This window comes from Nonomuraea sp. NPDC059007, assembly GCF_042740555.1.
Classification (GTDB): domain Bacteria; phylum Actinomycetota; class Actinomycetes; order Streptosporangiales; family Streptosporangiaceae; genus Nonomuraea.
The window spans coordinates 57,566-82,326 of record NZ_JBHYJD010000015.1 but is presented as its reverse complement, the minus strand read 5'-3'; the positions used below and the strand labels follow the sequence as shown (position 1 = coordinate 82,326).

General features: G+C 71.0%; 24 protein-coding genes. 13 read left to right on the top strand and 11 right to left on the bottom strand.

Translation table 11 applies throughout. The annotated features are described in order from the left end of the window. Positions 1-11 precede the first annotated feature (11 nt). Positions 12-866, top strand: coding sequence for an SDR family NAD(P)-dependent oxidoreductase (locus ACFWY5_RS25260; RefSeq protein WP_379634746.1), 855 nt, complete (start codon positions 12-14; stop codon positions 864-866). Here the strand turns inward: ACFWY5_RS25260 and ACFWY5_RS25255 are convergent. Genes ACFWY5_RS25255 through ACFWY5_RS25245 form a run of 3 tightly spaced genes read right to left on the bottom strand, consistent with a single transcriptional unit; the run spans position 863 to position 3,379 of the window. After that, a complete protein-coding gene (locus ACFWY5_RS25255; protein WP_379609363.1) occupies positions 863-1,528 on the bottom strand; it encodes an AIM24 family protein in 666 nt (221 codons plus the stop codon). The genes ACFWY5_RS25260 and ACFWY5_RS25255 overlap by 4 nt on opposite strands. A 49-nt stretch (positions 1,529-1,577) precedes the next feature. After that, positions 1,578-2,651 (bottom strand): Gfo/Idh/MocA family protein, encoded by a 1,074-nt coding sequence (locus ACFWY5_RS25250; protein ID WP_379609364.1) that lies wholly within the window; start codon positions 2,649-2,651, stop codon positions 1,578-1,580. Next, a complete protein-coding gene (locus tag ACFWY5_RS25245) occupies positions 2,648-3,379 on the bottom strand; it encodes a sugar phosphate isomerase/epimerase family protein (protein WP_379634744.1) in 732 nt (243 codons plus the stop codon). Before ACFWY5_RS25245 ends, ACFWY5_RS25250 begins: the two co-directional genes overlap by 4 nt. A 58-nt stretch (positions 3,380-3,437) precedes the next feature. Between ACFWY5_RS25245 and ACFWY5_RS25240 the strand changes: the two genes are divergently transcribed. Then, complete coding sequence (locus ACFWY5_RS25240; RefSeq protein ID WP_379634742.1) at positions 3,438-3,869, top strand: hypothetical protein; 432 nt, start codon at positions 3,438-3,440, stop codon at positions 3,867-3,869. Here ACFWY5_RS25240 and ACFWY5_RS25235 read toward each other — a convergent pair. Next, positions 3,860-4,819 carry a GlxA family transcriptional regulator gene (locus tag ACFWY5_RS25235; protein WP_379634740.1) on the bottom strand — a complete coding sequence of 320 codons (960 nt, stop codon included), beginning with the start codon at positions 4,817-4,819 and terminating at the stop codon, positions 3,860-3,862. The two genes, ACFWY5_RS25240 and ACFWY5_RS25235, sit on opposite strands and share 10 nt — an antisense overlap. 71 nt (positions 4,820-4,890) lie before the next feature. On the opposite strand from ACFWY5_RS25235, the gene ACFWY5_RS25230 reads away from it, so the two are divergent. After that, complete coding sequence (locus ACFWY5_RS25230; protein WP_379634738.1) at positions 4,891-6,177, top strand: MFS transporter; 1,287 nt, start codon at positions 4,891-4,893, stop codon at positions 6,175-6,177. After that, positions 6,161-6,823 (top strand): peptidyl-tRNA hydrolase, encoded by a 663-nt coding sequence (locus tag ACFWY5_RS25225; protein ID WP_379634736.1) that lies wholly within the window; start codon positions 6,161-6,163, stop codon positions 6,821-6,823. The genes ACFWY5_RS25230 and ACFWY5_RS25225 overlap by 17 nt, the downstream gene beginning before the upstream one ends. Here the strand turns inward: ACFWY5_RS25225 and ACFWY5_RS25220 are convergent. Further along, positions 6,810-7,766 carry a DUF3616 domain-containing protein gene (locus ACFWY5_RS25220; RefSeq protein WP_379634734.1) on the bottom strand — a complete coding sequence of 319 codons (957 nt, stop codon included), beginning with the start codon at positions 7,764-7,766 and terminating at the stop codon, positions 6,810-6,812. The genes ACFWY5_RS25225 and ACFWY5_RS25220 overlap by 14 nt on opposite strands. Positions 7,767-7,864: 98 nt before the next feature. Here ACFWY5_RS25220 and ACFWY5_RS25215 point away from each other — a divergent pair, with 98 nt between their 5' ends. The 6 genes from ACFWY5_RS25215 (at position 7,865) to ACFWY5_RS25190 (ending at position 15,886) form a co-directional block, all read left to right on the top strand. Then, positions 7,865-8,896 (top strand): hypothetical protein, encoded by a 1,032-nt coding sequence (locus ACFWY5_RS25215; protein WP_379634732.1) that lies wholly within the window; start codon positions 7,865-7,867, stop codon positions 8,894-8,896. Positions 8,897-8,901: 5 nt separating this feature from the next. After that, entirely contained in the window at positions 8,902-11,046 is a 2,145-nt protein-coding gene (ftsH, locus tag ACFWY5_RS25210; RefSeq protein ID WP_379609376.1) for an ATP-dependent zinc metalloprotease FtsH, read from the top strand. Positions 11,047-11,623: 577 nt separating this feature from the next. After that, a complete protein-coding gene (locus tag ACFWY5_RS25205) occupies positions 11,624-12,238 on the top strand; it encodes a DUF937 domain-containing protein (RefSeq protein WP_379634730.1) in 615 nt (204 codons plus the stop codon). A gap of 16 nt (positions 12,239-12,254) precedes the next feature. Further along, entirely contained in the window at positions 12,255-12,836 is a 582-nt protein-coding gene (locus ACFWY5_RS25200) for a Maf family protein (RefSeq protein ID WP_379609378.1), read from the top strand. A 309-nt stretch (positions 12,837-13,145) separates the two neighbouring features. Continuing rightward, positions 13,146-13,907 (top strand): class I SAM-dependent methyltransferase, encoded by a 762-nt coding sequence (locus ACFWY5_RS25195; protein ID WP_379634728.1) that lies wholly within the window; start codon positions 13,146-13,148, stop codon positions 13,905-13,907. A 419-nt stretch (positions 13,908-14,326) separates the two neighbouring features. After that, complete coding sequence (locus tag ACFWY5_RS25190) at positions 14,327-15,886, top strand: ATP-dependent DNA ligase (RefSeq protein ID WP_379634726.1); 1,560 nt, start codon at positions 14,327-14,329, stop codon at positions 15,884-15,886. Between the two features lie 2 nt (positions 15,887-15,888). Here the strand turns inward: ACFWY5_RS25190 and ACFWY5_RS25185 are convergent, their stop codons facing one another. Beyond that, complete coding sequence (locus ACFWY5_RS25185) at positions 15,889-17,067, bottom strand: AAA family ATPase (RefSeq protein ID WP_379634724.1); 1,179 nt, start codon at positions 17,065-17,067, stop codon at positions 15,889-15,891. Positions 17,068-17,433: 366 nt separating this feature from the next. Between ACFWY5_RS25185 and ACFWY5_RS25180 the strand changes: the two genes are divergently transcribed. Continuing rightward, a complete protein-coding gene (locus ACFWY5_RS25180) occupies positions 17,434-18,051 on the top strand; it encodes a septal ring lytic transglycosylase RlpA family protein (protein WP_379634722.1) in 618 nt (205 codons plus the stop codon). A 552-nt stretch (positions 18,052-18,603) separates the two neighbouring features. Here the strand turns inward: ACFWY5_RS25180 and ACFWY5_RS25175 are convergent. Next, complete coding sequence (locus ACFWY5_RS25175) at positions 18,604-19,206, bottom strand: DUF1707 and DUF4870 domain-containing protein (RefSeq protein ID WP_379634720.1); 603 nt, start codon at positions 19,204-19,206, stop codon at positions 18,604-18,606. Positions 19,207-19,338: 132 nt separating this feature from the next. Here ACFWY5_RS25175 and ACFWY5_RS25170 point away from each other — a divergent pair, with 132 nt between their 5' ends. After that, positions 19,339-19,683, top strand: coding sequence for a hypothetical protein (locus ACFWY5_RS25170; RefSeq protein ID WP_379609386.1), 345 nt, complete (start codon positions 19,339-19,341; stop codon positions 19,681-19,683). 439 nt (positions 19,684-20,122) lie between these two features. On the opposite strand, the gene ACFWY5_RS25165 is transcribed toward ACFWY5_RS25170, so the two are convergent. The 3 genes from ACFWY5_RS25165 to ACFWY5_RS25155 form a co-directional block, all read right to left on the bottom strand. Beyond that, positions 20,123-21,181, bottom strand: a complete 1,059-nt coding sequence (locus tag ACFWY5_RS25165; RefSeq protein ID WP_379634718.1) for a DUF4192 domain-containing protein — start codon at positions 21,179-21,181, stop codon at positions 20,123-20,125. A gap of 210 nt (positions 21,182-21,391) precedes the next feature. Then, the gene (locus tag ACFWY5_RS25160) at positions 21,392-22,123 is read right to left on the bottom strand and encodes an EI24 domain-containing protein (RefSeq protein ID WP_379609388.1); all 732 of its coding nucleotides are present in this window, start codon (positions 22,121-22,123) and stop codon (positions 21,392-21,394) included. Between the two features lie 99 nt (positions 22,124-22,222). Then, entirely contained in the window at positions 22,223-22,597 is a 375-nt protein-coding gene (locus ACFWY5_RS25155) for an FKBP-type peptidyl-prolyl cis-trans isomerase (RefSeq protein WP_184973397.1), read from the bottom strand. Positions 22,598-22,651: 54 nt separating this feature from the next. Between ACFWY5_RS25155 and ACFWY5_RS25150 the strand changes: the two genes are divergently transcribed. Next, positions 22,652-23,269, top strand: a complete 618-nt coding sequence (locus ACFWY5_RS25150) for an SDR family NAD(P)-dependent oxidoreductase (protein ID WP_379609389.1) — start codon at positions 22,652-22,654, stop codon at positions 23,267-23,269. On the opposite strand, the gene ACFWY5_RS25145 is transcribed toward ACFWY5_RS25150, so the two are convergent. Continuing rightward, positions 23,270-24,709: a GuaB1 family IMP dehydrogenase-related protein gene (locus ACFWY5_RS25145; RefSeq protein WP_379634716.1), complete on the bottom strand. Its 1,440-nt coding sequence runs from the start codon at positions 24,707-24,709 to the stop codon at positions 23,270-23,272. Positions 24,710-24,761: the final 52 nt, after the last annotated feature.

Here is a 24,761-nt window from a genome sequence, read left to right as displayed (position 1 = left end):
GAGGAGATGGCATGCACGGGAAGACAGTCCTGATCACCGGCAGCACCGCGGGCATCGGCAAGGAGACGGCGCGCGCCCTGGTGGCCCGCGGCGCGCACGTGATCCTGGTCGGCCGCGATCCCGCCCGCGCGGAGGCGGCCGCGAGCGAACTGGCCCGCGGCACCGGCCGGGCCGAGGCCATGACCGCCGACGTGTCCGACCTGCGCGGACTGCGCGGGCTGGCCGCCCGCGTACGCGAGCGCGGCGGCCGGCTCGACGCGCTCGTCAACAACGCCGGCGCCAACACCGGCAGCAGGCGGCTGACCGCCGACGGCGTGGAGACGATGTTCGCCGCCCACGTGCTGGCGCCCTACACGCTCACCTGGGAACTGCTCCCGCTGCTGCGCGGCGGCGGCCGGGTCGTCAACGTCACCGGCGGCATCCCCGGCGCCCCGATCGAGCTGGACAACCTGCAGGCGGAGAAGCGCTTCCTGGGCTGGACGTTCAGCCAGTACAACCACACCAAGACGATGCTCATGGCGATGAGCCACCGGATGGCGGAACGGCTGCGCGAGTACGACGTGGCGGTCAACGTGGTCTACCCCGGCCACGGCGACACGCCGATGAACCGGCAGATCGCGACGTCCGCCTTCCCCTACGTCTACCGGCCCGTGGCGCCGCTGGTCAGGCTGATCGCGCCGCTGGCCTTCGGCGACCTGGCCAAGCCCGCGCGCTCCAGCGTCCACCTCGCCGCCAGTGACGAGGTGGACGGCGTGAGCGGCGCCTACTTCGGCCAGAACCTGCGGCGCCGCCCGTGGCCCGGGACCGTGCTGGACGAGCGCGTCCGCGACGCGGTCTGGGACCTGTGCGAAAAGCTGAGCGCCTAGGACGCGGACGGGATCGGCGGGCCCTCGCTCGCCTGCACCAGCACGAAGCCCTGCCCCTGGAAGGCGAGCTGCATGGCCTCGCCGCTGCCCCGCCCGATCAGCGCTCCCGCCTTGAAGGTGCGATTGACGCCCACGTTGAGCCCCGCGCTCCAGCACACCGCCGACTGACCGTCGGCGAACGTCGGCGCCTGCCCCGCGTCCAGCATGACCGGGCTGCCGTGGGCGGTCACCGCCACCCAGCCGGTGCCCGTGACCGTGGTGTTGAACAACCCGCCGGCGGCCACGCCCGCCCCCTGCACCCGGTTGATGTCCCAGGCCAGCTGCGGCTCGAAGGCCAGCAGGTTGCGGCCGTTGACGGTCAGGCCCTCGTTCTCCAGGTAGAACAGGTGAATGTCGTCGGCGTTGTCGGCGAGGTAGAGCAGGCCGTCGCCCTTCACCCGCATGAGCGGCACGCCCTCGCCGGTCATGACCTTCTTGAAGAGCTTGCTCACGCCGCCCGAGCCTTCGTAGTCGAAGGTCATCTGGCCCTGGAAGGCCACCATGGAGCCCTGGCGGGCCAGGACTTCCTGCGGCAGCCGTACCCGCAGCATCTTGGTGTTCTGCAGCGCGAAGGAGCCCTGCGCCTGCTGGGGGTCGAGGTTGCCGAAGAAGGAGCTACGCATGTCCCGGTCAACGTGCGGATCCCGGCTTCGGTTCCCCGACCCCCTCCGATCAGTCCAGCCAGCCGTCCGGCAGCGGTTCTGGCAGCGGCGCGCTCGTGCGCAGGCGCCGGAACTCGCCCCGCTCGGCCGACTCCGTGATCGCGGTCATGATCTCCAGGACGTGCAGGCCGAGCGCGCCGGAGGCCCGGTGGGGCGTGCCGTCACGCAGCGACCTGACCAGGTCCAGGACGCCCATGCCACGCCCGACCTGCGAGCCCTCGACGGGCAGCTCGCGCCAGTCGGCCTCCCGCGGCCCGCGCACCAGCAGCGGCCCGCCGAAGGTGTTGGGGTCGGGCAGCGACAGCGCGCCCTCGGTGCCGAGGATCTCGATCCGCCGCCTCGGGACGGCCGAGTCGAAGCTGAACGTCGCCGACACCGACGGCCCGCTCGCCAGGTCGATCAGCGCGTGCACGTGCGTGGCCACCTCGACGGGGAAGGTCGTGCCCGCCCTCGGTCCCGCGCCCGCCACCCGCACCTCACGGGCCCTGCGCGTGCTGCCCGCCACCTGTACGGCGGGGCCGAGCAGCGCGGCCAGCGCCGTGAGGTAGTACGGCCCGAGGTCGAACATGGGCCCGCCGCCCCGCAGATAGAAGAACTCGGGACTGGGATGCCACGCCTCCGGCCCCATCCCCTGCACGGCCGCGGTGACCGCGACAGGCTCGCCGATGATCCCCGAGCGCAGCGCCCGCCCCGCCGACTGCAGCCCGGCGCCGAGGAAGGTGTCGGGGGCGCTGCCCACGCGCAATCCCAGCCCCTCGGCCTCCGTCAGCAGCTTCTCGCCCTCGTCCAGGTCGAGCGCGAGCGGTTTCTCCCCGTACACGTGCTTGCCGGCCCGCAGCGCCGCCAGGCCGACGGCCGCGTGCGCGGCCGGCACGGTGAGGTTGACCACGATCTCGACCTCGGGCACCGCCAGCACCGAGGCCAGGTCGCCGGAGACCGGCACCCCGTGCTCGGCGGCGACCGCGGCCGCCCGCGCGGTGTCGAGGTCGGCGACCCCGATCACCTCGATCTCCGGGAAGTCGGCCAGGACACGCAGGTAGGCGGCGCTGATCACACCGGCGCCGACGATCGCCACGCCGGTCATCGCACCTCCAGCGCGCTGAGGTAGGCGTGGCTGGCGGCCAGGGCGTCGAAGATGTCGCCGTCGCAGGAGTCGAGCTCGACGATGCGCAGCGCGCCGGGCTTGGCCGACAGGATCTCCGGCACCGGCACGACGCCGGAGCCGACGGCCGTGTGCGGCTGGTCCTTCACCCCCGGCCCGTCCTTGACGTGCAGGGCCAGCACCCGGTCGCCGAGGCGGCGCAGCAGCGCGGGCACGTCGGCGCCGCCGACGTAGGCCCAGTAGGTGTCGACCTCCAGGAAGATCTCGGGGGCCAGGAGTTCGAGCGCGTGCCGGCCGTCGATCATCGGCTCGATCTCCCACCAGTGGTTGTGGTAGCCGATCCGCACGCCGTACTCGCGGCCCTGTTCCGCCAGGGCCAGCAGCCGCTCCGAGGTGCGCAGCAGGCCGTCGTGGCTCGTGAACTCCTCGTGCGCGATGCCGCCCGGGATGATCGCCAGCTCGGCGCCGAGGGTGGCGATGGCCTCGAAGACGGGGTCGGTCTCCTCGCCGAGCAGCGCGTACGCGTGGGTGCTCGGAACGGCCAGGCCGAGCTCGTCGCAGAGCTCGCGCATGCCCCGGGGGTCGTTCATGGGGTCGAAGGGCTCGACCGCGCGGTAGCCGATGCCGGCGATCCGGCGCAGCGTTCCGTCACGGTCGGCTGACAAAGGGTCGCGGACGGAGTAGAGCTGGACGTTGAGGGGATTGATCATCAACTCTCCAAGGCAGGTGGCCGCTCCACCCATTCGACCACGCCGCTATTTTAGGGACGTGACCTCCCCTATCAAGCTCGACGTCTCGCTGGGTGTGGGCCTGCGCAGCGGATGCGGCTGCGCGAGCCTCGTGGTGCTGATCCTCGTGGCCATGGCCAGCATGTCGGCGCTGGGCGCGGGCATGACGACGTTCCAGACCGCGGTGACGCTGGGGTTGTTCGCCGGGATCCCGATCCTGGGGCTGATCGGGGTCTGGATCTTCCTCAGGCGCGGCACGGCGGCCTGGCTGGAGGGGACGACGCTGGTCAGGAAGGTCGCGTACCGGACCGTCCGGGTCGACCTGACGCGTGCCACGCTCGTCTACACCGGCCACTCGCTGATCGTGCGGGAGCCGGAGACGGGTTCGTTCCGGCTCGCGCTGCGTACCCCGCTGCCCGAGGACGTCGTCGACTTCCTCAAGGAGCACGCCGGCTCGCGGCGTCAGACCTGAACCGCCCGCGTGAACGTGTTGCGGTAGGCCAGCGGCGAGACCCCGACCGCGGCGTGCAGGTGCTGGCGCAGGGAGACCGCCGTGCCGAACCCGGCCCGCCTGGCCACCTCGTCCACCGGCAGGTCCGTCGCCTCCAGCAGGTCCCTGGCGTGCCCGACCCGCTGCCCGGTCAGCCACTTGGCCGGGCTCAGCCCGGTCTCCTCGCGAAAGCGCCTGGTGAACGTGCGCACGCTCATGCCCGCGTGCGCCGCCAGCGTGGCCAGGTCGAGCGGCTCGGCCAGCCGGCCGAGCATCCAGGCGCGGGTGGCCGCGGTGCTGGTGCCGGCGGGGTCGGGCAGCGGCCGGTCGATGTACTGCGCCTGCCCGCCCTCACGCGAGGGCGGCATCACGCACCGGCGGGCGGCCCGGTTGGCCACCTCGCTGCCGAAGTCGCGCCTGATCACGTGCAGGCACAGGTCGAGCCCGGCGGCCACGCCCGCCGAGGTGAGCACGTCGCCGTCGTCGATGTACAGCACGTCCGGGTCCAGCTCGACCAGCGGGAACAACGACGCGAACCGCGCCGCCTCCCGCCAGTGCGTGGTGGCCGGGCGGCCGTCGAGCAGCCCGGCGGCGGCCAGCACGAACGCGCCCGTGCAGATCGACATGACGCGCCGGTGCCCCTGGAGCGCGGCGCGCACGTCGCCGGGGAGCGTGCCGTCCACCATCACCGGCCCGCCGTGCACGCCGGTCACGAGCACGGTGTCGGCGGTTTCGAGCACGCCGAGATCGTGGTCGGGCGTCACCGAGTACCCGGCGTCGCAGCGCACCGGCAGCCCGCCCGGCGAGCACGTCACGATCTCGTAGAGCTTCTCGCCGTCCGGCGTCTCCGCCACCCGGAACACCTGGCCGGGCACACCGAGGTCGAGCGTGGCGAAATGGTCGAGCACGACGACCGCGACACGATGCACCATGGCCTGATTCTTTCACATATTGGCCCTCCGGCCACTTTCGCCCGCGTCGCCGGATCGATCAGCATGATCCGGTGAGAAGACTGCACCGTGCTTGGCTGGTGGCGGCCGTGGCCTTCGTGGCCATCCTCGGCGCCGCCGGCTTCCGCGCCACCCCCGGCGTCCTGATAGAGCCGCTCCAGCGCGAGTTCGGCTGGTCCACCGCGACGATCTCGCTGGCCGTCTCCATCAACCTCGTCCTGTACGGCCTGACCGCCCCCTTCGCCGCCGCCCTCATGGACCGCTTCGGCATGCGCCGCGTGGTCTCGGTCGCCCTGCTGCTGGTCGCGGCGGGCAGCGGCGGCACCCTGGCCATGACCGCGTCGTGGCAGCTCCTGCTGTTCTGGGGCGTCCTGGTCGGGCTGGGCACCGGCTCCATGGCGCTGGTCTTCGCCGCGACCGTCACCGACCGCTGGTTCGTACGGCACCGCGGCCTGGTCACCGGCCTGCTCACCGCGGCGGGCGCCACCGGGCAGCTCATCTTCCTGCCCGTGCTGGCCCACCTGGCCGAGGGGCCGGGATGGCGGGTGGCCTCGCTGACCGTGGCCGGGTGCGCGCTGGTCGTCGTCCCGCTCGTGTGGTGGCTGCTGCGCGACCACCCGGCCGACGTGGGCACCACCGCGCTGGGGGCCGAGCCGGGGGCGGGCCGTACGGAACCGCCCGCCGTCAACGCGGCGGTCAGGGCGCTGTCGGTGCTCAGGTCGGCGGCGCGCACGCGGCCCTTCTGGTTCCTGGCCGGCGGCTTCGCCATCTGCGGCGCCAGCACCAACGGACTGGTCAGCACCCACTTCATCCCCGCCGCGCACGACCACGGCATGCCCCAGGCGAGCGCCGCAGGGCTGCTCGCGCTGGTGGGGATCTTCGACGTCGTCGGCACCGTCGCCTCCGGCTGGCTCAGCGACCGGATGGACTCGCGCATCCTGCTCGGCGTCTACTACGCGCTGCGCGGGCTGTCGCTGATGGTGCTGCCGGGGTTGTTCGCCGCCACCACCGAACCGAGCATGCTCGTCTTCATCATCTTCTACGGCCTCGACTGGGTGGCCACCGTGCCGCCCACCGTCGCGCTCTGCCGCAAGATCTACGGCGCCGACGGCGGCGTGGTGTTCGGCTGGGTGTTCGGCTCCCACCAGATCGGCGCCGCGATCGCCGCCGTGCTGGCCGGGCTCACCCGCGACCAGCTCGGCACCTACGACCTGGCCTGGTACGCCGCCGGCGCGCTCTGCCTGGTCGCCGCCGTGCTCTCCCTGGCCATCGGAAGGGGGTCGCGCCCGCTTACCGGGACGCCGTCGGGCATGCTGGTCAGCGATGAACGACGAGCTTGAACTGAGGGTCCTCCCGCTGGTGGTCAGGATCGAGCGGACCGCGCCGCCCGAGCGCACCGACGCGCTGGAGGCGGCCGCCATGGCCGTGCTGAGCGTCCTGGCCGACCCGGGGGAGTGGAGCGAGGAACTGCTCGCCTGGCAGGCCACCGGGAAGATCCGCAAGGTGGTGCGCCGGGCGCGCGGGGCCGAGTGGGCGCGGGTGCTGGCGCTGCCGGGCCGTACCGTCGAGCATCGGTCGGCCGAGGTCCGCGTGCATCCGCCCGTCCCGCTCGACGGGTGGCCCAAGGACCTGTCCAGGCTTCAGGTGTCCGGCACCGACCTGGCCGACAGCGCCGCCGTACCGGCCGCCGAGCCGCCCGTCCTGTGGGAGAACCCCGCGCTGGAGATGAGCGCGGGCAAGGCCATGGCGCAGGCCGGGCACGCCGCCCAGCTGGCCTGGTGGGCCAGCGGGACGGCCGAGCGGGCGGCCTGGATCGAGCGCGGGCTGGCCGTCTCCGTGCGCACGGCGCCCTCGCGCGAGCGCTTCGACGCGCTGTCCGGCAGCGGGCTGCCGGTGGTGCGCGACGCCGGGTTCACCGAGATCGCGCCGGGCTCGTGCACGTTCGTCGCGCAAGCGCCCTGGCTGGCGGGCTCTAGAGCGCGATGATGTCGGCCAGCACGCCACCCTGCGCGGTGAGGCGGTGCGGACCCGGCGAGTCGTAGACCACCATCAACCGCCCGTCCGGCAGCATCGCCAGGCCCTCCGGATGGTCGAAGCCGATCCCGAACGGCAGCTCGGCGACGGTCTCCAGGTCCTGGGCGCCGACCACGTCCGTGTGCTTGCCCGCCCGCCAGCGCACCACCCGCACCGGCCCGTCCAGGTCCATGCTGGGTCCGGTGAGCAGCAGCAGGTCACCGTCGTAGGGGCACAGGTCCCGCACGCCCAGCCCGCCCAGGTCCAGGAAGTGCTTCTTGTATGGCGTCGCCAGCCTCAGCCTGCCCCGGTCGGCCGGGACCGGGTTCACCTCCAGCACCACGGCCCAGCCCCGCAGCACCGGACCGCGCAGGCCCAGGAAGACCCGGCGGCCGATGACCGCGATGCCCTCGATGTCCAGGCCGTTGTCCTTGCCGGGCAGCGCCAGGAACGGGGCGAGGTGCTCGTCGTCGTCCAGGTGCCGGGCCAGGTTCTCCTTGCCGGACATGATCTCGCCGGGCAGCGGGCTGTTGGTGACCGGGTCCAGCGGGAGGCGTACCAGGATGAACCGGTTCTCCTCGCGCAGCACCGTGGCCAGGCGCTTGGCGGCCTTCTCCGGGTCCTTGGACTTGGGCTTGCGCCGCTTGAGGCTGTGGGAACCCACCAGCCACAGCTGGCCGTCGGTCCTGGCCAGACCCTCGATGTCGGCCTCGTCGTGCGGGCCGGCGGGCAGGTCCACGTAGTCGGCCAGATGGAAGGTGCGCTGGTCGTCGTAGCGCTCGCCGTTCCAGGCGAGGTGTTCGATCGTGGCGGTCTCGTCACCGGCCAGCCAGAGGCCGGCGCCGTCGTGACGTACCGCGGACAGGTTGGTGTGGGTCAGCGTCTCCCGCGAGGCGGGATCGAATCGGAGCTCCACCTGGTGCACCCTGCCATGATGACACTTCCATAGCTTCTTGCACGCAATAGCTGGATTTGTCGTACGCTCCCGTCGTGCTCGATGGGGAAGGTGGGACCGTGGGTTCCCGTGTGACAACGGCGGACAAGCCGAAGAACGCCTCCCCGCCAAGGCGTTCCCGCATCGGCGACCTGCGCATGCGGGACGTCTATCGCGGGCTCGCCGTGCTCGTCGCGGCGGCGGTCGCCGTCGTCGCTGTCGTGCTCGCACTTCCCTCCCGGCCGGACGAGGTCGCGGAACGGCCGGTCGCCGCGCCATCGACCGCCCCGCCGACCTCGTCCGGTGCTTTGCCGGCCGCCCCGTCGGGTGTCCCATCCGCCGCCCCGTCCGGTGTCTTGTCGGCGGCCCCGTCCGGCGCTCCGTCGGCCGCTCCGTCCGGTGCTCCGTCCGGGTCGCCGGCCGCCGTTCCGCCCGCCGGCAACGTTCATCCCGCCGGTACGGCCCAGCCCGCCGTCACCCCGTCCGCGGCCGTGCCCGCGCTCCCCAGCCCGGCGCCGTCGGTCTCCCAGGCGGCGGCGCGGCCCACGCCCTCGCCCGGCGCGTCCCTGGCGCCCGGATACACGGCCATGGAGGCTTTCCACGCCGACCCCCGGCTGCCGGAGGTGCCGGGGAAGCCGAAGAAGGCCGTGCTGCCCAAGCCGGGCCGCCGCGTGCTCGCGGACAAGCGGAGCGGCGTGGCCGTACCCCTGCTGGGCAGGCCTTGGAAGCGGCACCGCGGCGCGCCGTTCACCAGCAAGCAGGTGCTCCCCAAGCTGCGCGGCCGCGCCGAACGCGGCATGATCGTGAGCTGCCCCGTCCCGATCGAGGCGCAGAAGAACCCGCGCGACACCGCGCTGCTGGCCGCCCGCTGGACGCTCAACCTCCACCCCAAGGGCGCCACCGTCCGCTGGCTGACCTCACAGCGGGTCAAGGGCGGCTGGGCGACGATCTACCAGGTCAAGTACGGCAAGCGGTCCTCTGTCGCCGCCGTCGTCGTGCTGGACGGGGGAATGGCCAAGCCGGGACTGGTGTTCGCTTCGATACCGGACACGCAACGTAAGCGTTGGCGTGACATCTACCGCGTCGTCTCTGGTGCCCGTGTTCTAGGGTAGAGATCATGGATGCGGCGATTTGGGGGAGTGACGCCGTGGAACGCTCTGGGCCGCCTCAGGAGCAGGACAAGAACAAGCAGAAGCCCTGGCGCGCCGAGGGCCTCCCGGGTGGTTCCGGCACCGGACGTCCCAAGATCAATTGGTGGCGCTTCGTCGTGACACTGCTCGTGGTGTACGCGGGCTTCTTCCTGATCTCCTCGTTCTTCGACAGCGAGCCGGTGGAGACGATCTCCTACACGGAGTTCACCAAGCAGGTGACGGCGAACAACGTCAAGGACGTCTACGCCGAGGGCACCGCGGTCCAGGGCGACCTGAAGGCCGCGGCCACGGACCCCGACGACAAGAAGCAGTACACGAAGTTCGAGACGGAGATCCCGGTCTTCGCCAACACCGACCAGCTCTACCAGCAGCTCACCTCCGCCGGAGTGCAGATCAAGGCCGCTCCCGTCGGCGGGCGCGGGCTCTTCCTGAACCTGTTGCTGTCGTTGCTGCCCGTGCTGCTGCTCGCGGCCCTGTGGATCTGGGTGATGCGCCGCGGCGCCAGCATGATGGGCGGCGGCGGCCTGGGCGGGCTCGGCAAGTCGAAGGCCGCCAAGCCGGTCGAGAGCTCCAAGATCCGGGTCACGTTCGACGACGTGGCCGGCATCGACGAGGTCGAGAACGAACTCGTCGAGATCGTCGACTACCTGAAGGACCCGGGCAAGTACCGCAAGCTCGGCGCCAAGCTGCCCAAGGGCGTGCTGCTCGCCGGCCCGCCCGGAACCGGCAAGACGCTGCTGGCCCGCGCCGTGGCCGGTGAGGCCAACGTGCCGTTCTTCTCCGCCAGCGCCTCCGAGTTCATCGAGATGATCGTCGGCGTGGGCGCCTCCCGGGTGCGCGACCTGTTCGAGGAAGCGCGCAAGGTCGCCCCGGCGATCGTGTTCATCGACGAGATCGACGCCATCGGCCGCGCCCGCGGCGGCGCCTCCGGCCTCGGCGGGCACGACGAGCGCGAGCAGACGCTCAACCAGATCCTCACCGAGATGGACGGATTCTCCGGCGCCGAGGGCGTCATCGTCATCGGCGCCACCAACCGGCCCGAGGTCCTCGACCCCGCCCTGCTGCGCCCCGGCCGCTTCGACCGGACCGTACAGGTCGGCCTGCCCGACGCGGCCGGCCGTAGCGCCATCCTCAAGGTGCACACCCGCGGCGTACCGCTGGCCGCCGAGGTCAGCCTCGACCAGCTCGCCAAGACCACCCCCGGCATGACCGGCGCGGACCTGGCCAACCTCGTCAACGAGGCGGCGCTGCTGGCCGCCAAGCGCGGCAAGGAAAAGGTCGGCACCGCCGACTTCGCCGACGCGCTGGAGAAACTGCAGCTCGGCGCCGCCCGCAGCATCGTCATGCCGGAGGAGGAGCGGGTCAGGACCGCCTACCACGAGGCCGGGCACGCGCTGCTCGGCATGCTCCAGCCCGGCGCGGACCCGGTCAGGAAGATCTCGATCATCCCGCGCGGCCGGGCGCTCGGCGTCACCCTGTCCACGCCCGACACCGACCGCTACGCCTACGACGAGAAGTACCTGCGCGGCCGTATCGCCGGCGCCCTGGGCGGCATGGCCGCCGAGCAGGTCGTGTACGACATCATCACCACCGGCGCCGAGAACGACCTGGAGCAGGTCACCATGATCGCGCGGGGCATGGTGGGCCGGTGGGGCATGTCCGCCAAGGTCGGCCCGCTCACCATCCTCCCGAACGACGGCCAGCAGCCCCAGGCCTCACCCGCCACCCTCGCCACCGTGGACGAGGAGACCCGCCGGATCGTGGACGAGTGCTACGAGGTGGCAGTCCGCATCCTGACGGAGAACCGCGACAAGCTGGAAGCCATCGTGGTGGCGTTGCTGGAGCACGAGACGCTGGACGAGGCGGGCGCCTACGCGGCGGCCGGGGTCACCCGGCCGGTGAACACCCCGCTCGAAGCCCCGCGCGCCAACGGCGAACTGCCTCGGGGCACGGACGCTCCCTCGGGCCCGGCGCCGCTGCCGGAGCCGTCGGTGGACGGGTCGCCGGTGGCCGACGCGACCGCGTCGGACGTGTCCGCCCCGCTCCCTCCGTCCTCGAACGGCGTCCCGAACGGGGTTGCGGGCGAGCCTTCCGACACACCCAAGTCCTGAGACGCCTTCCGGAGGCCCTGAGCTCGGGCCGGTTCCCTCCTTCATCTGGAGGGAGCCCGGTTCCCACAGGGCTTCCGAGAGGCGCTGATTCCCGCCGGTCTTCCTGTGAAAGGTCCGGTTCTCGTCGAGGTGCTGTGGGGCCCTGTTCTGACCGTCTTGCCGAGGACCCTGGCTCCTGTCTTCCGCATGGCGGCTCCGGCTCCCTCGCGTGTCTTTCGAGGGTCCCGGATCCCTTGGGGCTTTTGTGAGGCTCCGGGTTTCATGAAGCCCGGCTCCAGAGCTTTCGCGGGGGCGCCGGTTTCTGCCGCTCTTCCGGCGACGCGTGGGCTCCGGCCTTCCGCGTGGTGGCCCCCGGCTTCCCCGCGTTTGGGAGGTCCGGGCTCTGGCTGGGCTTTCGTGGTCCCGGGATCCGCTCAGGGTTTGTCTCGCGGCTCTTGAGGGGCCGGGGGCTCGGTGGGTTTTGAGGTGGGCCGTACCTGATCTGAGGGGTGTTGGTAGACAGTTAGGTCAATTCGGGAAATAGCTCGATAAAGCGGAGGGTAGGTCCACCCGAGACAAACGATCGGGGGGACTTGTCGTGTCACTCAATGATGAGCTACTCGCACAACTGGGCGACTCCGGACTGCAGCAGATCGCCGGCCTGCTCGGCACCGACACGGCCACGGCGCGCAGCGTCGTCGAGGCCGCGACGGGCACCATCGCGGGCGGCATGGCCCGCAACGCCGAGAACATCGACGGCGCGCAGTCGCTGCGCAGCGCACTCGACCAGCATGTAGACGCCGACCCCTTCAGCGGTGACGTCGCCAGCCTGTCGAGGGACGGGGAGGGGATCCTGGGTCACGTTCTCGGCTCGCAGGGGACGGAGCAGGCGGCGCAGGGGCTGGCGCAGTTCGCCGGGATCAACTCCGGCACCATCATGAAGCTGCTGCCGCTCATCGCACCCATGATCATGTCCTTGCTGGCCAACCGCGCCTCCCAGCAGAACATGGACGCCGGAGCCGTGGCCGACGACCTCAACCAGGAACAGGCCGGCATGCAGACCGGCGGCCTCGGCGACCTGCTGGGCGCGGTGCTCGGCGGCATCTTCGGCGGCGAACCGCAGCAGAGCCAGCCGCAGCAGCCGCCCCAGCAGCAACAGCAACAGCAGCAGCCGTCCTCGGCCGCTCCGGGCACGTCGAACCCCGACTGGTGACCGGTAAGCTGGGGTGATGATCGTCCTCGCCTCCGCGTCACCCGCCCGTCTGGCCCTTCTGCGCACCGCCGGGCTCGATCCCAAGGTGATCGTCAGCGGCGTGGACGAGGACGCCTACACCGCGCACTCGCCCGCCGCGCTGAGCCTCGTGCTGGCGCAGGCGAAGGCGCGCGCGGTGGCGTCCGACCTGGACGAGGGGCTGGTCATCGGGTGCGACTCCATCCTTGAGCTGGACGGCCGGCCGTACGGCAAGCCGGGCACACCCGAGGAGACCGCCATCCGCTGGCGGATGATGCGCGGCCGCACGGCCCGCCTGGTGACCGGCCACTGCGTCATCGACGTGGCGGCCGGCCGGGAGGCCGCCGAGACGGCGACCACGGTGATCCGCTTCGGCCAGCCGACCGAGGCCGAGCTGGAGGCGTACATCGCTTCGGGGGAGCCGCTGCAACTGGCCGGTGGGTTCAGCATCGAGGGACGCGGCGGGTGGTTCGTGGACGGCATCGACGGCGACCACGGCAACGTCCTGGGCATCTCACTGCCGCTGACCCGATCGCTGTTCGACGAACTGGGCCACTCGGTGACGTCCTACTGGCGGTAGCCACCTGTTGCGCCACTAACCACCATCGGCGCCGACCGTGCCGCCTGAACAGTCCTCCAAGCGCCGCCGCCGTCACCCAACACCACCGGCGCCCACCGCGCTGCTGGGCTCCGGGTAGGGATTCGCGTTGAAGAGGGCCTGTCACAGGGCAGCCGACGTGGAGGTTGTCGGCGCGGCGGCTACGTGGTGCCGCGCTGCGGAGCATGCCTGCGCGGGGGCGCCGACGCGGTGATTCTCGTCGTGGCACGTATGTGGCGCACGGGTGCCTTGTGCTCGACTGGGCGGTTGGTGAGCTGCGAAGGTGATCTTATGAAGCGCACATTCCAGGATCTGGTGGACGAGGCCGCGTCTGTGTCCGTTGAAGGCTGGGACTTCTCCTGGCTGGATGGGCGTGCGACGGAGGCGCGGCCTTCGTGGGGGTATCAGCGGCTCATGGCCCAACGCCTGGCTGGAGCTACCGCTGGGCTTGATATTCAGACGGGCGGTGGGGAGGTGCTGGCCGGGGCCGCGCGGCTTCCGTCGTTGATGGTCGCCACCGAGTCCTGGGCGCCGAATCTTGCCAAAGCCACCCGGCTGTTGCATCCGCGGGGGTGCGTGGTGGTGTCGGACCCGGATGAGCCGCCGCTGCCGTTCGCGGACGGGGCCTTTGATCTGGTGACCAGCCGGCATCCGGTGACGGTGTGGTGGGAGGAGATCAGCCGCGTTCTGGCGCCCGGTGGGACATATCTGTCGCAGCAGGTGGGGCCGGAGAGTGTGTTTGAGCTGGTCGAGTATTTTCTGGGGCCGTTGTCTGATGAGAGGCGGCGGGGTCGGCATCCGGATGACGCTCGGGCCGGTGCGGAACAGGCCGGGCTTGAGGTGGTGGATCTTCGGTTCGAGCGGTTGCGGACGGAGTTCTTCGACGTGGGGGCGGTGGTCTACTTTCTGCGGAAGGTGATCTGGATGGTGCCTGGGTTCACGGTTGAGGAGTATGTGCCGCGGTTGCGGGAGCTGCATGAGCGGCTGGAGAGCGAGGGACCGTTCGTGGCCACCACCACCCGCTTCTTGATCGAGGCTCGTAAGCCGGGGTGACCTCTCGTTGCGGCTTTGCCATCTGCGGTCCGCGCGAGCCCTACTGCCGTTCGTGGTGCGGGTGGGTGCTTTCGGGGCGTCGCCGGTGGCCGCAGGTGGTTCTCCTCCTCGCGCTGCCGCTGGCTGCTCGGGGTGGGGTTGTGGCGATAGCGGGGTTGGGGCGCCGTGCGGCGGGTTGGTGGGGGGTGGGCTTGGCGCCCCTCGGCGGTGAGGCTGGTGGGGCACGGTGGCTGGTCAAGGTGGGCCGTAGCGGCGGGGACCCCGTCCGACGTGAGAAGCGATCCCCACGATCGGCGGTCACCCGCGGCGGCGGGTGGGGGTGGGGTGGCTTGCCGTAACGGATGGTGGGAGTTTGTTGTATGGAGGTGCCGCGTCGGCGCTGGTGGGTTTTGTCGGCGGGGTGCGGCAACATAGCGGGTGTGCTATTGATCGACGTGGTCCGGGTGTCGGAGGCGGTGACGCGGACGTCGGCTCGGCTGGGGAAGGTGGGGCACCTCGCCGAGCTGCTCGGCAGGGTTGGCCCCGATGAGGCCGAGATCGCCATCGCCTATCTGTCCGGTGAGCTGCCGCAGCGGCAGGTCGGGGTGGGGTGGCGGACACTGCAGGACATTCCGCCGCCTCGGCTGGCCGCCACTGCGACGCTGGCCCAGGTGGATGAGCTGTTGAGCCGGATCAAGGCTGTTGCCGGGCAGGGGTCGCAGGCGGCGCGGAAGGGGCTCGTGACGGAGCTGTTCGCGGGGCTGACCAGTCAGGAGCAGGCGTTTTTGACCCGGTTGCTCAGCGGGGAGCTGCGGCAGGGGGCGCTCGACGGGGTGATGATCGAGGCTTTGGCCAAGGCGTCCGGGGCGCCGTCGGCGGATGTGCGGCGGGCGTTGACGTTGCGGGGGTGGCTGCCCGCGGTGGGGGCGGCGGCGCTTTCTGGTGGGATAGCCGCTTTGCGGGCGTTCCGGCTGGAGGTTGGCCGTCCGGTTGCTCCCATGCTGGCCGGTAGTGCGGCCAATGTTGCCGCCGCGCTGGAGAAGGCCGCTCAGGCCAGGCCGCAGGCGGCTGAAGATGGCGCCTCGGGGGTGGTGGCGCTGGAGTGGAAGCTGGATGGGATTCGGGTGCAGGCGCACCGGTCCGGTGACGATGTTCGCGTGTTCACTCGCACGCTTGATGACATCACCAACCAGGTCCCGGAGCTGGTCGAGGCCATGCTGGCCCTTCCCGAGACCGATCTGGTGCTCGACGGTGAGCTGATCGCGCTTCAGCCGGACGGCCGTCCGCATCCCTTCCAGATCACGGCGAGCCGGGTGGCCAGCAAACTGGACGTCGCGCGGTTGCGCGAGCAGACGCCGTTGAGCGTGTTCTTCTTCGACGCGCTGCGGGCCGGTGGCCGGGACCTTCTCGATCTGGCCTATGCCGAACGGCAGGAGGCCCTGGCCACGACCGTGCCACCGGGGCTGCTCACGCCGCGCCTGGTCACCGGTGACGTGGCCAAGGCGGAGGCGTTCTTCGCCGAGGTCGTGCGCGCCGGGCACGAGGGGCTCGTGGTCAAGACCCTCACCTCACCGTACGCCGCCGGTCGGCGGGGTGCCGGATGGATCAAGGTGAAGCCGCGCCACACGCTCGACCTCGTGGTCCTGGCGGCGGAATGGGGTCACGGCCGCCGGGAGGGCAAACTGTCCAACCTTCACCTGGGCGCCCGCGACCCCGAGGGCGGCTTCGTGATGCTGGGCAAGACGTTCAAGGGCCTGACCGACGAACTGCTCGCCTGGCAGACCGAACGCTTCCTGGAGATCGCCGACGGCCCCACCGACGGCTGGACGGTCACGTTGCGCCCCGAACTCGTCGTCGAGATCGCCTTCGACGGGGTCCAGCGCTCCCCGCGTTATCCCGGCGGCATGGCGCTGCGATTCGCCCGGGTACTTCGCTATCGCCCGGACAAACGGGCCGATGAGGCCGACACCGTCGACACGGTCCGGTCCCTTATGGTCTGACGTCAGCGTTTGGGCCATTTCCAGCTGGGTCCGTCGAGCGGTCCCTGCCCGGCCACTCCGGTCTCGCCCAGTTCCTTCATGAGTTCGATCGTCGTGGCCTTGCGTCGTTCCAGCGCGGTGACCAGGGGCTTGGCGTGCGTCACCACGATCACCTGCGTCTCCTCGGCGGCCGCGGCGATCAGTTCGCCCAGGGGTTCGAGGAGGTCGGGGTGGAGGCTGGTCTCGGGCTCGTTCAGGACCAGCATCTCCGGCGGGCGGGGCGTGAGGAGCGCCGCCACCCACAGCAGGTACCGCAGCGTGCCGTCGGACAACTCCGCGCTGCCCAGCGCGCGCAGCAGTCCGTGCTGCCTCAGCGTGAGCTCCATGCGCGTACCCTCGAGCGCGATCTCCACCCGGCTGCCCGGGAAGGCGTGGTCGACGGCCGCGTCGAGCGCGTCCGCGTCGCCGATCTCGCGGATCGTCTGCAGCGCCGCCGCCACGTCGCCGCCGTCGTGCCCCAGAACCGGGGTGCGGGTGCCGATCTGTGCTTGTCGCGCTGGTGCGTGCGCGTCCGTCCGTAGATGGTCGTAGAAGCGCCACGATCTGATCCGCTCGCGCAGCACCAGCAGATCGGGCGCGCGCACCGGATCCGCCATCTCGCTGAGCATGCTGTCGAAGGGCTGCAGGTCGTGCGGTACGAACTCCCACTTGCCGCCGCGATCACGAATCTGTACGGCGGGGCCGCCCCGCTGGGCCAGCAACGTCGCGGGCCGGAGGATGGGCCCCGCCCAGGTCGCCTCGGCCTTGATCTCCGGGTCGAGGGAGAAGGCGGAGGCGGCACCGCCGTACCCGCCGGTGGGGATGGGCAGGCCCAGGTCCATGGCGTAGCCGAAGTCGTCTCCGGCGAAACCCAGTCTGAGGCTGACCGGGCCGGAACGGGTCGTGCCCTGCACCGGGTGGGTGCCCTCGCGTACGCTCCGGCCGATGCTCTCCGGCCCGGCCCACAACGTGGACGCCAGGCCGCCCTCCCTGGCCAGCGCGGCGACGGCGCCGTTGCGCGCGGAGTCGGCGAGCAGGCGCAGCGCGCGGTAGAGGCTGGACTTGCCGCTGCCGTTGGCGCCGGTCACGACGTTGAGCCGCCCCAGGGAGACGAACAGCCTGCGCAGTGACCGGTAGTTCTCGACGGCGAGCGTGTTCATCATCGTGCCAGGGTACGGCGCGGGCCAAATTGATCACGCAGCGTGCTCGCCGGTGAATCCAGGACACCACAAGATCAGGGGCGTACCCTCGAAACTCCAGTGGAACTTGTGATCAAAGTGATATATGTCACTACTTGACTCATTAAGTTGCCTTTACTCGGTCTTTGTCGCGTATGTTCACTCCGTTGCCGGGGCGTTGACTTGCCCCATCCTGCCGGGAACGGCCGAAGCGCGCGCCATACCCCTTCTCGCCTGGCCTTTCCCCGTCCTGTCCCCTATCTAGGACTGTGGTTCCCCTTGGGTCAGCATTCGACCAAGCCGTCTCGTCCGAACCGGTCCTCCGCAAGCGGCAAGCGCCGCTGGACCGCCTTGGCCGCCGGAGTCGCCGTCGTCGCGGCCGCCTCGACCACCGCCTGGGCAGCGGTTACCAACGGTGACGACAGCCGGCGCGCCACCGCCATGAACACCGCGGCCGTCCCTCCGGCCCAGACCCCGTCCGGGCGGCCCTCCGCCGCCTCGCAGACCGCCACCCCGAAGCCACAGCACGGCGGTCCGGCCCCATCTCAGGGCAAACCAGCGCACACCCCCTCGGCCGGTGGCCCCGAGGCGTCCCCCAAGCCGTCGTCAAGCCCCAGCAAAGCGCCTACCGCGCCCAAGGTGGCCAAGGCGGAACGGGCCTCCAAGTCGCGTACCCGGGTCGTCTCCACCGGTACCTGCGGGGCCTCCTTCTACGGCGAGCCCCAGATGACCGCCAGTGGGGAGCGCTTCAACCCGTCCGCGATGACCGCGGCGCACAAGACGTTGCCGCTGGGCAGCCGGGTCCGGGTTACGAACCCCAACAACGGGGACTCGGTGACCGTCCGCATCAACGACCGTGGGCCCTACGTGGGCGGACGGTGCCTGGACCTCTCGGAAGCCGCCTTCGACGCCATCGGCAACACGGGCTCGGGCGTCATGACCGTCAAGTACGAGGTCCTGGCCAGGTAACCCGTCACCTGCGCGTGCTTTGGCAGGCGGGTTGGGCGTGGATGCCCTCTCACGCGGCGGCGGGCTGCCGCGGAGGCGGGCGCGCCAGGTCTCGCCGGTGTCCTGCGTGGAGCCGGCTGTCCCGTGCTGAATCGGCGAAACTGGCCTCGCTTGTGGAGCCGGGGTCCCGTGTGGGCCGGTGTCCGGGTGCGGGCCGGTGCCCGGGTGCTGGCCGGGGCGTGGTTGGGCTGGTGCCCCGCGTAGCCCGGAAGAACGGGCGCGCCAGGCCTCGACGGTGTCCCGCGTGAAGCTGGGGTCCTGTGGGGCCGATCTCGCACGTGCACGTGGGATTCCGCGTGAGCCGGGTGCTGTGTGCGCCGGGTGGTGTGGGCCCGGGTGGTGTGGGCCCGGGTGGTGTGGGGCCCGGGTGGTGTGGGCCCGGGTCTCCCGCTTTTGGGCGGGAGCCGGGTGGGCCGACGGGGCTAGCGTGGGCGGCGGTTGGTGTGAGGGCGGAGGCCCTTCTCCGGTCGCCTTCTCCGGTCGCCTGGGCTGATGGCCGCTCGTCGCGGTTGGTTACTTGATCAGGCGGACCGTCAGCGGGTAGCGGAACTCGTTCTCCGACAAAGCGGCCACGCCTCCGGCGATCGACAGGACGACCGCGGCGATCCAGATGACCGGTAGCAAGATGACGCCCACGATGGTGAACGGGAGCAGGAACGTCGCTCCGGTCACCGTGAGGTGGAAGTTGAGCGACTCCAAGGCGTGGCGGCGGATGTACGGCGAGGTTTTGCCGCCGGTCAGCAGGAGGATCAGCGGGCCGATGATGGGCAGGCCGATCAGCGCCAGGAGGTGGGCCGCGGACGCGCCCAGGCGTTCGTTGCTCTCCGTGGGGCCGTGATGCTTCGGCGGTGCCGGGGCCACTGTCCGGTGCAGGTGGGCTGCGGGGCGCGAGCCGTACAGCTCCGTCATGATGGGCATGAGGTCGCCGTGCGTGCGCGCGGTCATGGCGCGTTCGAGGCGGTCGTCGAACTCGAGCTTGTCGAACCGGCCCTCGGCATAGGCGGCTTGGACGTGCTCCACGACGTGTTCGCGGTCCTGGTTGGTCACCCGCAGTTGGGCTTGGGGCACAGGTCCCGGGCCGCCCGGGGGTGTGGGTGCCTCTGTCATCGCGGCCATGCCTCTCCTTAGCTCAGGCGGTCTGGTCCTATGCTGCATCCTTTTCCGGTGTTGTGGGATCGGGAGGAACCCCGAAGTCTCCCTTAGAACAGCCCCGACGCGGCGGGCGCGAAACCGATATAAAAAGGAACCATGAGATGGCGAGACCGCTATGGGCTCCGGCGTCTGCGCGGGCCGAAGGTCGCTAAGTTCGACCGGGAGGCGACGGACGCCGACATCGAAGCGCTCATCGCCTTTGCCAAGTCGCGGCGCGGCGTCGAGTTCTACGTCGAACCGGAGACCTTTGCCACTGACACCACGGCCGTCGCCGTGGCTGACGACGGGGAGTGGACCCGGCGACGGGTGGGCTCGCCCGCCGTCATCCACAAGGTCGCCCGTGACCTGGCGCTGCCCGTGTACGACGTGCAGCTGACAGGGTATCCGCAGCGCATGCGCGCCTACAACGAGAAGCGGCGCAAGGAGGAGGGCGGGCTGTAGCCCGCCTGCCCTCGGGGTACGCGCCGGTCTGGCGCGTGCCCTTTTCGTGTGCCCGCAATCCTCCTGCCCGTCTCCGAGCAGCCCCTGGTTGTGGCCGCGCTGGTGCTGCTGGTTGTCCAGGGGCGACCTACCAGGCCGCTGCAGTGACCGGGGCGGGGTGCGTGGCATCCGCCGGATGGTGGGATCAGGTCCGAACGGCCTCCGCGTGGTGGGCAGGCCGTTACGGGGTCGCCGGATGGTGGGTTGGGCCGTCGCGGCGTGCGCTCGGGTGATGAGCCGGGCCGTAGCGGCGTTCGCGGGCGGGCCGGGGCGGTCAGGTGGGCGTGGCATCCGCGCGGTGGATGGTCAGGCAGTGATGGCGTCTGCGCGGTGGATGGTCAGGCGGTGATGGCGTTTGCGGGTGGATAGTTAGGCGGTGATGGCGTCTGCGGGGTGGTGGTCAGGCGGTGATGGCGTCTGCGGGGTCGTCCAGGAGTGTGGTCAGGGGGAGGAGCCAGGCGGCTCTCGGGGTGCCCATGGCGGAGTCCAGTTCGGCGGGGGTGGGCAGGCGGCCGCGCAGCAGTGAGGGCGGCAGGAGGTGCTGCAGGGCGTGCATCAGCAGGTTGGCCATGGAGTAGGCGGGGTCTATGGTCAGGGCGCGTTCCAGGGCTATGACGGCCAGAACACTGTCACCGGAGCGCCAGCTGGACATGGCCAGCAGGGAAGCGGCGGCGGGGACGAAGCGGGGCTCCAGTCTGCGGGTCAGGTCCTTCCAGAGCGGGGCGTGGGCGTCGTCCATGAGGGTCCAGGCCTCGTCGCGGATGCGGATGATCGTGAGGTCCAGGCCGAGTTTGGCGGCTTCGGTGTCGTCGAGGCGGCGTCCGGCGGCGTGGGAGGCGATGGCGGCGCGGACCCTCACCAGGCCCTCGGCCACGAACTGGCGGGCGAAGGCTTCCGTGTCCGTTGAATCGGCCAGGCGGGCTCGGAGGTCGGTTACGGCGGCTGCCGTGGCGGCGCGCATCGACATGCGGACCGGGCTGGTGCACGGCGCGATGGTGCGTTCCAAGGTCTGGCGGTCGGGGAGGGCCACCATGCCGTGGACCGTCGCCTCGGCGGCCACCGGGCTGGACGTGGGGTCGTACGGGGTGCCTGTGGGCGGGCAGCAGTGGGGGAGGCCGCAGGTGTAGGACCAGTAGCGGCCGTCCTCCGCTCGCAAAGCCTCGCCGATCTTCACGCCCTCCGCCGCGGCCAGGCGTCTGGCCTCGTCGATCGCCGGGGTCACGAGCGGGCCGGTGCCGTAGCCGACGAGGATCAGTTCGGTGATCTTCTCCCGTTCCAGGACCGGGGTCAGGGGCGCGAGGGCGTCCTCGGGCAGGGGCAGGCTCCAGCGGGCCGCGATCTGGGCCTGGTCAGCGGCCATGCCGATCACGATCAGGCTTTCCGACGGATGGAAGCCGACCAGGTACGGCACCGCGGCCAGGATGTCGGACGGGGAGAGGAGGGTGAGGCACGGGGTCATGGGGCATGAGGGTGCCGTGGATGGGGGTGCGGCCGGGGAGCCGAAAGGCGTTCTGGGGATGGCCGGGGCTGGGGCAGATCCGGCTGTGGATAACGCGGGCCGTATTAGATAACGCGGGCCGTATTAGATAACGCGGGCCGTACCAGATAACGCGGGCCGTACCAGAGAGCCGGGCTGTACCGGATAGCCGGGCCGTACCAGAGAGGACGGTTAGGCGGGAGACAGGCGCTCGCGGACCAGCAGGGCGGCGCCCGCCACCGCGGCCGGCATGGCGATCACGGCGACGAAGGGGACCAGGAACAGCAGGAACACCGCCACCCCGAACCCCAGCGCGGCCGGCTTGTTTCCGCGGAGCAGGGCGAAGCGCTGCTTGCGCGCCAACCCCCGCCTTTCCATCGAAAGGGTCGTGAGCTCCACTGTCAGGAAAAATCCGGAAACGGCGGCGCCTATCACCGGGATCACCGTCTGGCCCACCACCGGGATGAAACCGAGGAAGAACAGCGGGATGGTGATCAACAGTACCCACCCCAGCGTCACCAGGCTGTCCCTGATCGACCGGGGCAGCGTCCGCCACCAGGGCAGTTCCTCATAGCCCGGCACCACGTCCACCGTCGCCGACAGCTTCTCGTAGAACGGCTCCCCGATCACCAGCGTGATCGCGGTGAACGTCACCACCGCCAGCGCCAGCCCGCCCACGAACACGACGATCGCGATCATCACCCGGAACGCGTCCCGCCAGCCCCAGGTGTCGGCGAACGGCGTCATCCAGTTGGCCAGTTCGATGGCGTTGTTGCCCAGGTAAACCAGTGCGGCCACGTAGACGGCAAAGGCGATCAGTGCGGGGATCAGTCCGAAGAGCCACCAACGCCCGTTACGTGCCACCCAGCCCAGCCCTTGAAAGAAGAAGCCGACACCGGCGAAGAAGTCGCGCACAGATCGCATGCCCGGCATGCTAGCGCGCGAAATCGCGCGGCCGTTCGGGGCCGCGGCTCGAAGGCGCCGCCCCGCCCGTCAGGGGCGCGGCGACGCCAGAACAGCCGACTAGCCGACCGAGAGCAGGTCCACCACGAAGATGAGGGTCTCGCCCGGCTTGATGCGGGCGCCGGCACCCCGGTTGCCGTAGCCGAGGTGCGGCGGGATGACCAGCTTGCGCCGGCCGCCGACCTTCATGCCCGCGACCCCCTGGTCCCAGCCGGCGATGACGCGCCCGCCGCCGAGCGGGAACGCGAACGCCTCGCCCCGGTTCCACGACGCGTCGAACTCCTCGCCGGTGGAGAAGGCGACGCCGACATAGTGGACGTTGACCGTGTGGCCGGGCTTGGCCTCGGGGCCGTCGCCCGTGACCAGGTCGACGATCTCCAGGTCGGTGGGCGGGTTGCCCTCCGGGAAGTCGATCTCCGGCTTCTCGAGTGCCACGAAAGTACTCCTGATGAACGAAACGAATGGACCCGACGACTCTATGCTGTCGGGATGGCCCTTTCTCCCGATGGGATCCTGCTCACCGGGCGCGTCGCCGTGGTCACCGGCGGCGCCGAGGGGATCGGGCGGGTGGTGGCGGAGGCGTTCGAGGCCTTCGGGGCTTCGGTGGCGGTCTGCGATCGGGTCAAAATAGCGGGCGGGCAGGGGCTGGCCATGACGCTCGACGTGCGCGACCCGGTGGCCGCCGACGTGTTCGCCCGCGCGGTGGAAGAGCGCTATGGGCGGGTGGACATCCTGGTCAACAGCGCGGGCGCCGCCTGCCGCACGCGTTTCGCCGAGACCACGGCCATGGGCGAGCGTACCCTCATCGAGGAGAACTTCACCCAGCTCACGGCCATGATCCGGCGCCTGCTGCCGCTGATGCGGGCAGGCTCGTCGATCATCAACATCGGGGCGGCGCCGGGCTTCGCGATCCAGGCCGCGATGACCGCCGCGGTGGCCGGCCTCACCGCCTCGCTGGCGGCGGAGCTGGCGCCGATCCGGGTCAACGCGATCGCGCCAGGACGGCCGCCGGACGACCTGCCCGGCGCCGCGGCGGTGGCCGTCTTCCTGGCCGGGGAGATGGCGAGGCTCGTCACGGGCACGACCATCCACGTCGGCCAGGAGTGATCACCAGCTCTGGTGGAGCGGCATGCCCTCGGTGTAGCCGGAGGACGACTGGATGCCGACCACGGCCCGCTCGTAGAACTCCTCCAGGGTCGTGGCGCCCGCGTAGGTGCACGAGGACCTGAGGCCGGCCACGATGGCGTCGATCTGGTCCTCGACGCTGGGGCGCAGCGGGTCCAGGTACATGCGGGAGGTGGAGATGCCCTCCTCGAACAGCGCCTTGCGGGCCCGCTCGAAGGGGCTGTCCTCGGCGGTACGCAGGCGTACGGCCCGCGCCGACGCCATGCCGAAGTTCTCCTTGTACTTGCGGCCGTCGGCCGCGGTGCGGGTGTCACCGGGCGACTCGTACGTGCCGGCGAACCAGGATCCGATCATCACGTTGGAAGCCCCGGCGGCCAGCGCGAGCGCGACGTCACGCGGGTGCCGTACGCCGCCGTCGGCCCACACGTGCCGCCCCAGGCGGCGGGCCTCGGCGGAGCACTCCAGGACGGCGGAGAACTGGGGCCGCCCGACCCCGGTCATCATGCGGGTGGTGCACATGGCGCCCGGGCCGACGCCGACCTTGAGGATGTCGGCTCCGGCGTCCACGAGGTCGCGTACACCCTCGGCTGTCACGACGTTTCCCGCCGCGACCGGCACGGACGGGTCAAGCGCCCGCACCGCGCGCAGTGCCGAGATCATCTTCTCCTGGTGGCCGTGCGCCGTGTCCACGACCAGGACGTCGATGCCCGCTTCCAGCAGTTCCTTCGCCTTGGCGGCCACGTCGCCGTTGACGCCGACGGCGGCGGCGATCCGCAGCTTGCCCGCGGCGTCGAGCGCGGGGTCGTAGAGGGTGGCGCGCAGCGCGCCGGTGCGGGTGAGGATGCCGATCAGGCGGCCCTCGTCGTCCACGATGGGTGCCAGGCGGTGGCGGCCGTCGTGCAGGCGGTCGAAGGCCACGCGCGGGTCCAGCCCGGCGGGCAGCGTCAGGAGTTCGGTGGACATCACCTGCGAGAGCTGGGTGTACATGTCCACGCCCTGGCAGTCGGCGTCGGTCACCACGCCGACCGGGCGGTTCTCCCAGTCGACCACGATGACCGCGCCGTGGGCGCGCTTGGGCAGCAGGTTGAGCGCCTCGCCGACGGTGTCGTGGGGCGTGAGGGTGAGCGGCGTGTCGTGGACCAGGTCGCGCTTCTTGACCCAGTCGACGACGTCGGTCACCACGTCGATCGGGATGTCCTGCGGGATGACGGTGATGCCGCCCCGCCGCGCCACCGTCTCGGCCATGCGACGGCCGGCCACGGCGGTCATGTTCGCCACGACGAGAGGGATGGTGGTGCCTGTGCCGTCGTTCGTCGAGAGGTCGACGCCGAGCCGGGATCCGACCGAGGAACGCGACGGGACCATGAACACGTCGCTGTAGGTCAGGTCGTAGGACGGCTCGAGTCCGTTGAGAAACTTCACGTTCGTCCATCCTATGCGGTAGCTGGTCAAGTCCCGCCATATGATCGGCCCT

What these genes read in the sequence shown, in the direction of transcription:
- ACFWY5_RS25260 (WP_379634746.1), top strand. Translation starts at nt 12, where the DNA reads ATGCACGGGAAGACAGTCCTGATCACCGGCAGCACCGCGGGCATCGGC.
- ACFWY5_RS25255 (WP_379609363.1), bottom strand. Translation starts at nt 1,528, where the DNA reads ATGCGTAGCTCCTTCTTCGGCAACCTCGACCCCCAGCAGGCGCAGGGC.
- ACFWY5_RS25250 (WP_379609364.1), bottom strand. Translation starts at nt 2,651, where the DNA reads ATGACCGGCGTGGCGATCGTCGGCGCCGGTGTGATCAGCGCCGCCTAC.
- ACFWY5_RS25245 (WP_379634744.1), bottom strand. Translation starts at nt 3,379, where the DNA reads ATGATCAATCCCCTCAACGTCCAGCTCTACTCCGTCCGCGACCCTTTG.
- ACFWY5_RS25235 (WP_379634740.1), bottom strand. Translation starts at nt 4,819, where the DNA reads ATGGTGCATCGTGTCGCGGTCGTCGTGCTCGACCATTTCGCCACGCTC.
- ACFWY5_RS25225 (WP_379634736.1), top strand. Translation starts at nt 6,161, where the DNA reads ATGAACGACGAGCTTGAACTGAGGGTCCTCCCGCTGGTGGTCAGGATC.
- ftsH (WP_379609376.1), top strand. Translation starts at nt 8,902, where the DNA reads ATGGATGCGGCGATTTGGGGGAGTGACGCCGTGGAACGCTCTGGGCCG.
- ACFWY5_RS25200 (WP_379609378.1), top strand. Translation starts at nt 12,255, where the DNA reads ATGATCGTCCTCGCCTCCGCGTCACCCGCCCGTCTGGCCCTTCTGCGC.
- ACFWY5_RS25195 (WP_379634728.1), top strand. Translation starts at nt 13,146, where the DNA reads ATGAAGCGCACATTCCAGGATCTGGTGGACGAGGCCGCGTCTGTGTCC.
- ACFWY5_RS25185 (WP_379634724.1), bottom strand. Translation starts at nt 17,067, where the DNA reads ATGATGAACACGCTCGCCGTCGAGAACTACCGGTCACTGCGCAGGCTG.
- ACFWY5_RS25175 (WP_379634720.1), bottom strand. Translation starts at nt 19,206, where the DNA reads ATGGCCGCGATGACAGAGGCACCCACACCCCCGGGCGGCCCGGGACCT.
- ACFWY5_RS25170 (WP_379609386.1), top strand. Translation starts at nt 19,339, where the DNA reads ATGAGATGGCGAGACCGCTATGGGCTCCGGCGTCTGCGCGGGCCGAAG.
- ACFWY5_RS25165 (WP_379634718.1), bottom strand. Translation starts at nt 21,181, where the DNA reads ATGACCCCGTGCCTCACCCTCCTCTCCCCGTCCGACATCCTGGCCGCG.
- ACFWY5_RS25160 (WP_379609388.1), bottom strand. Translation starts at nt 22,123, where the DNA reads ATGCGATCTGTGCGCGACTTCTTCGCCGGTGTCGGCTTCTTCTTTCAA.
- ACFWY5_RS25150 (WP_379609389.1), top strand. Translation starts at nt 22,652, where the DNA reads ATGGCCCTTTCTCCCGATGGGATCCTGCTCACCGGGCGCGTCGCCGTG.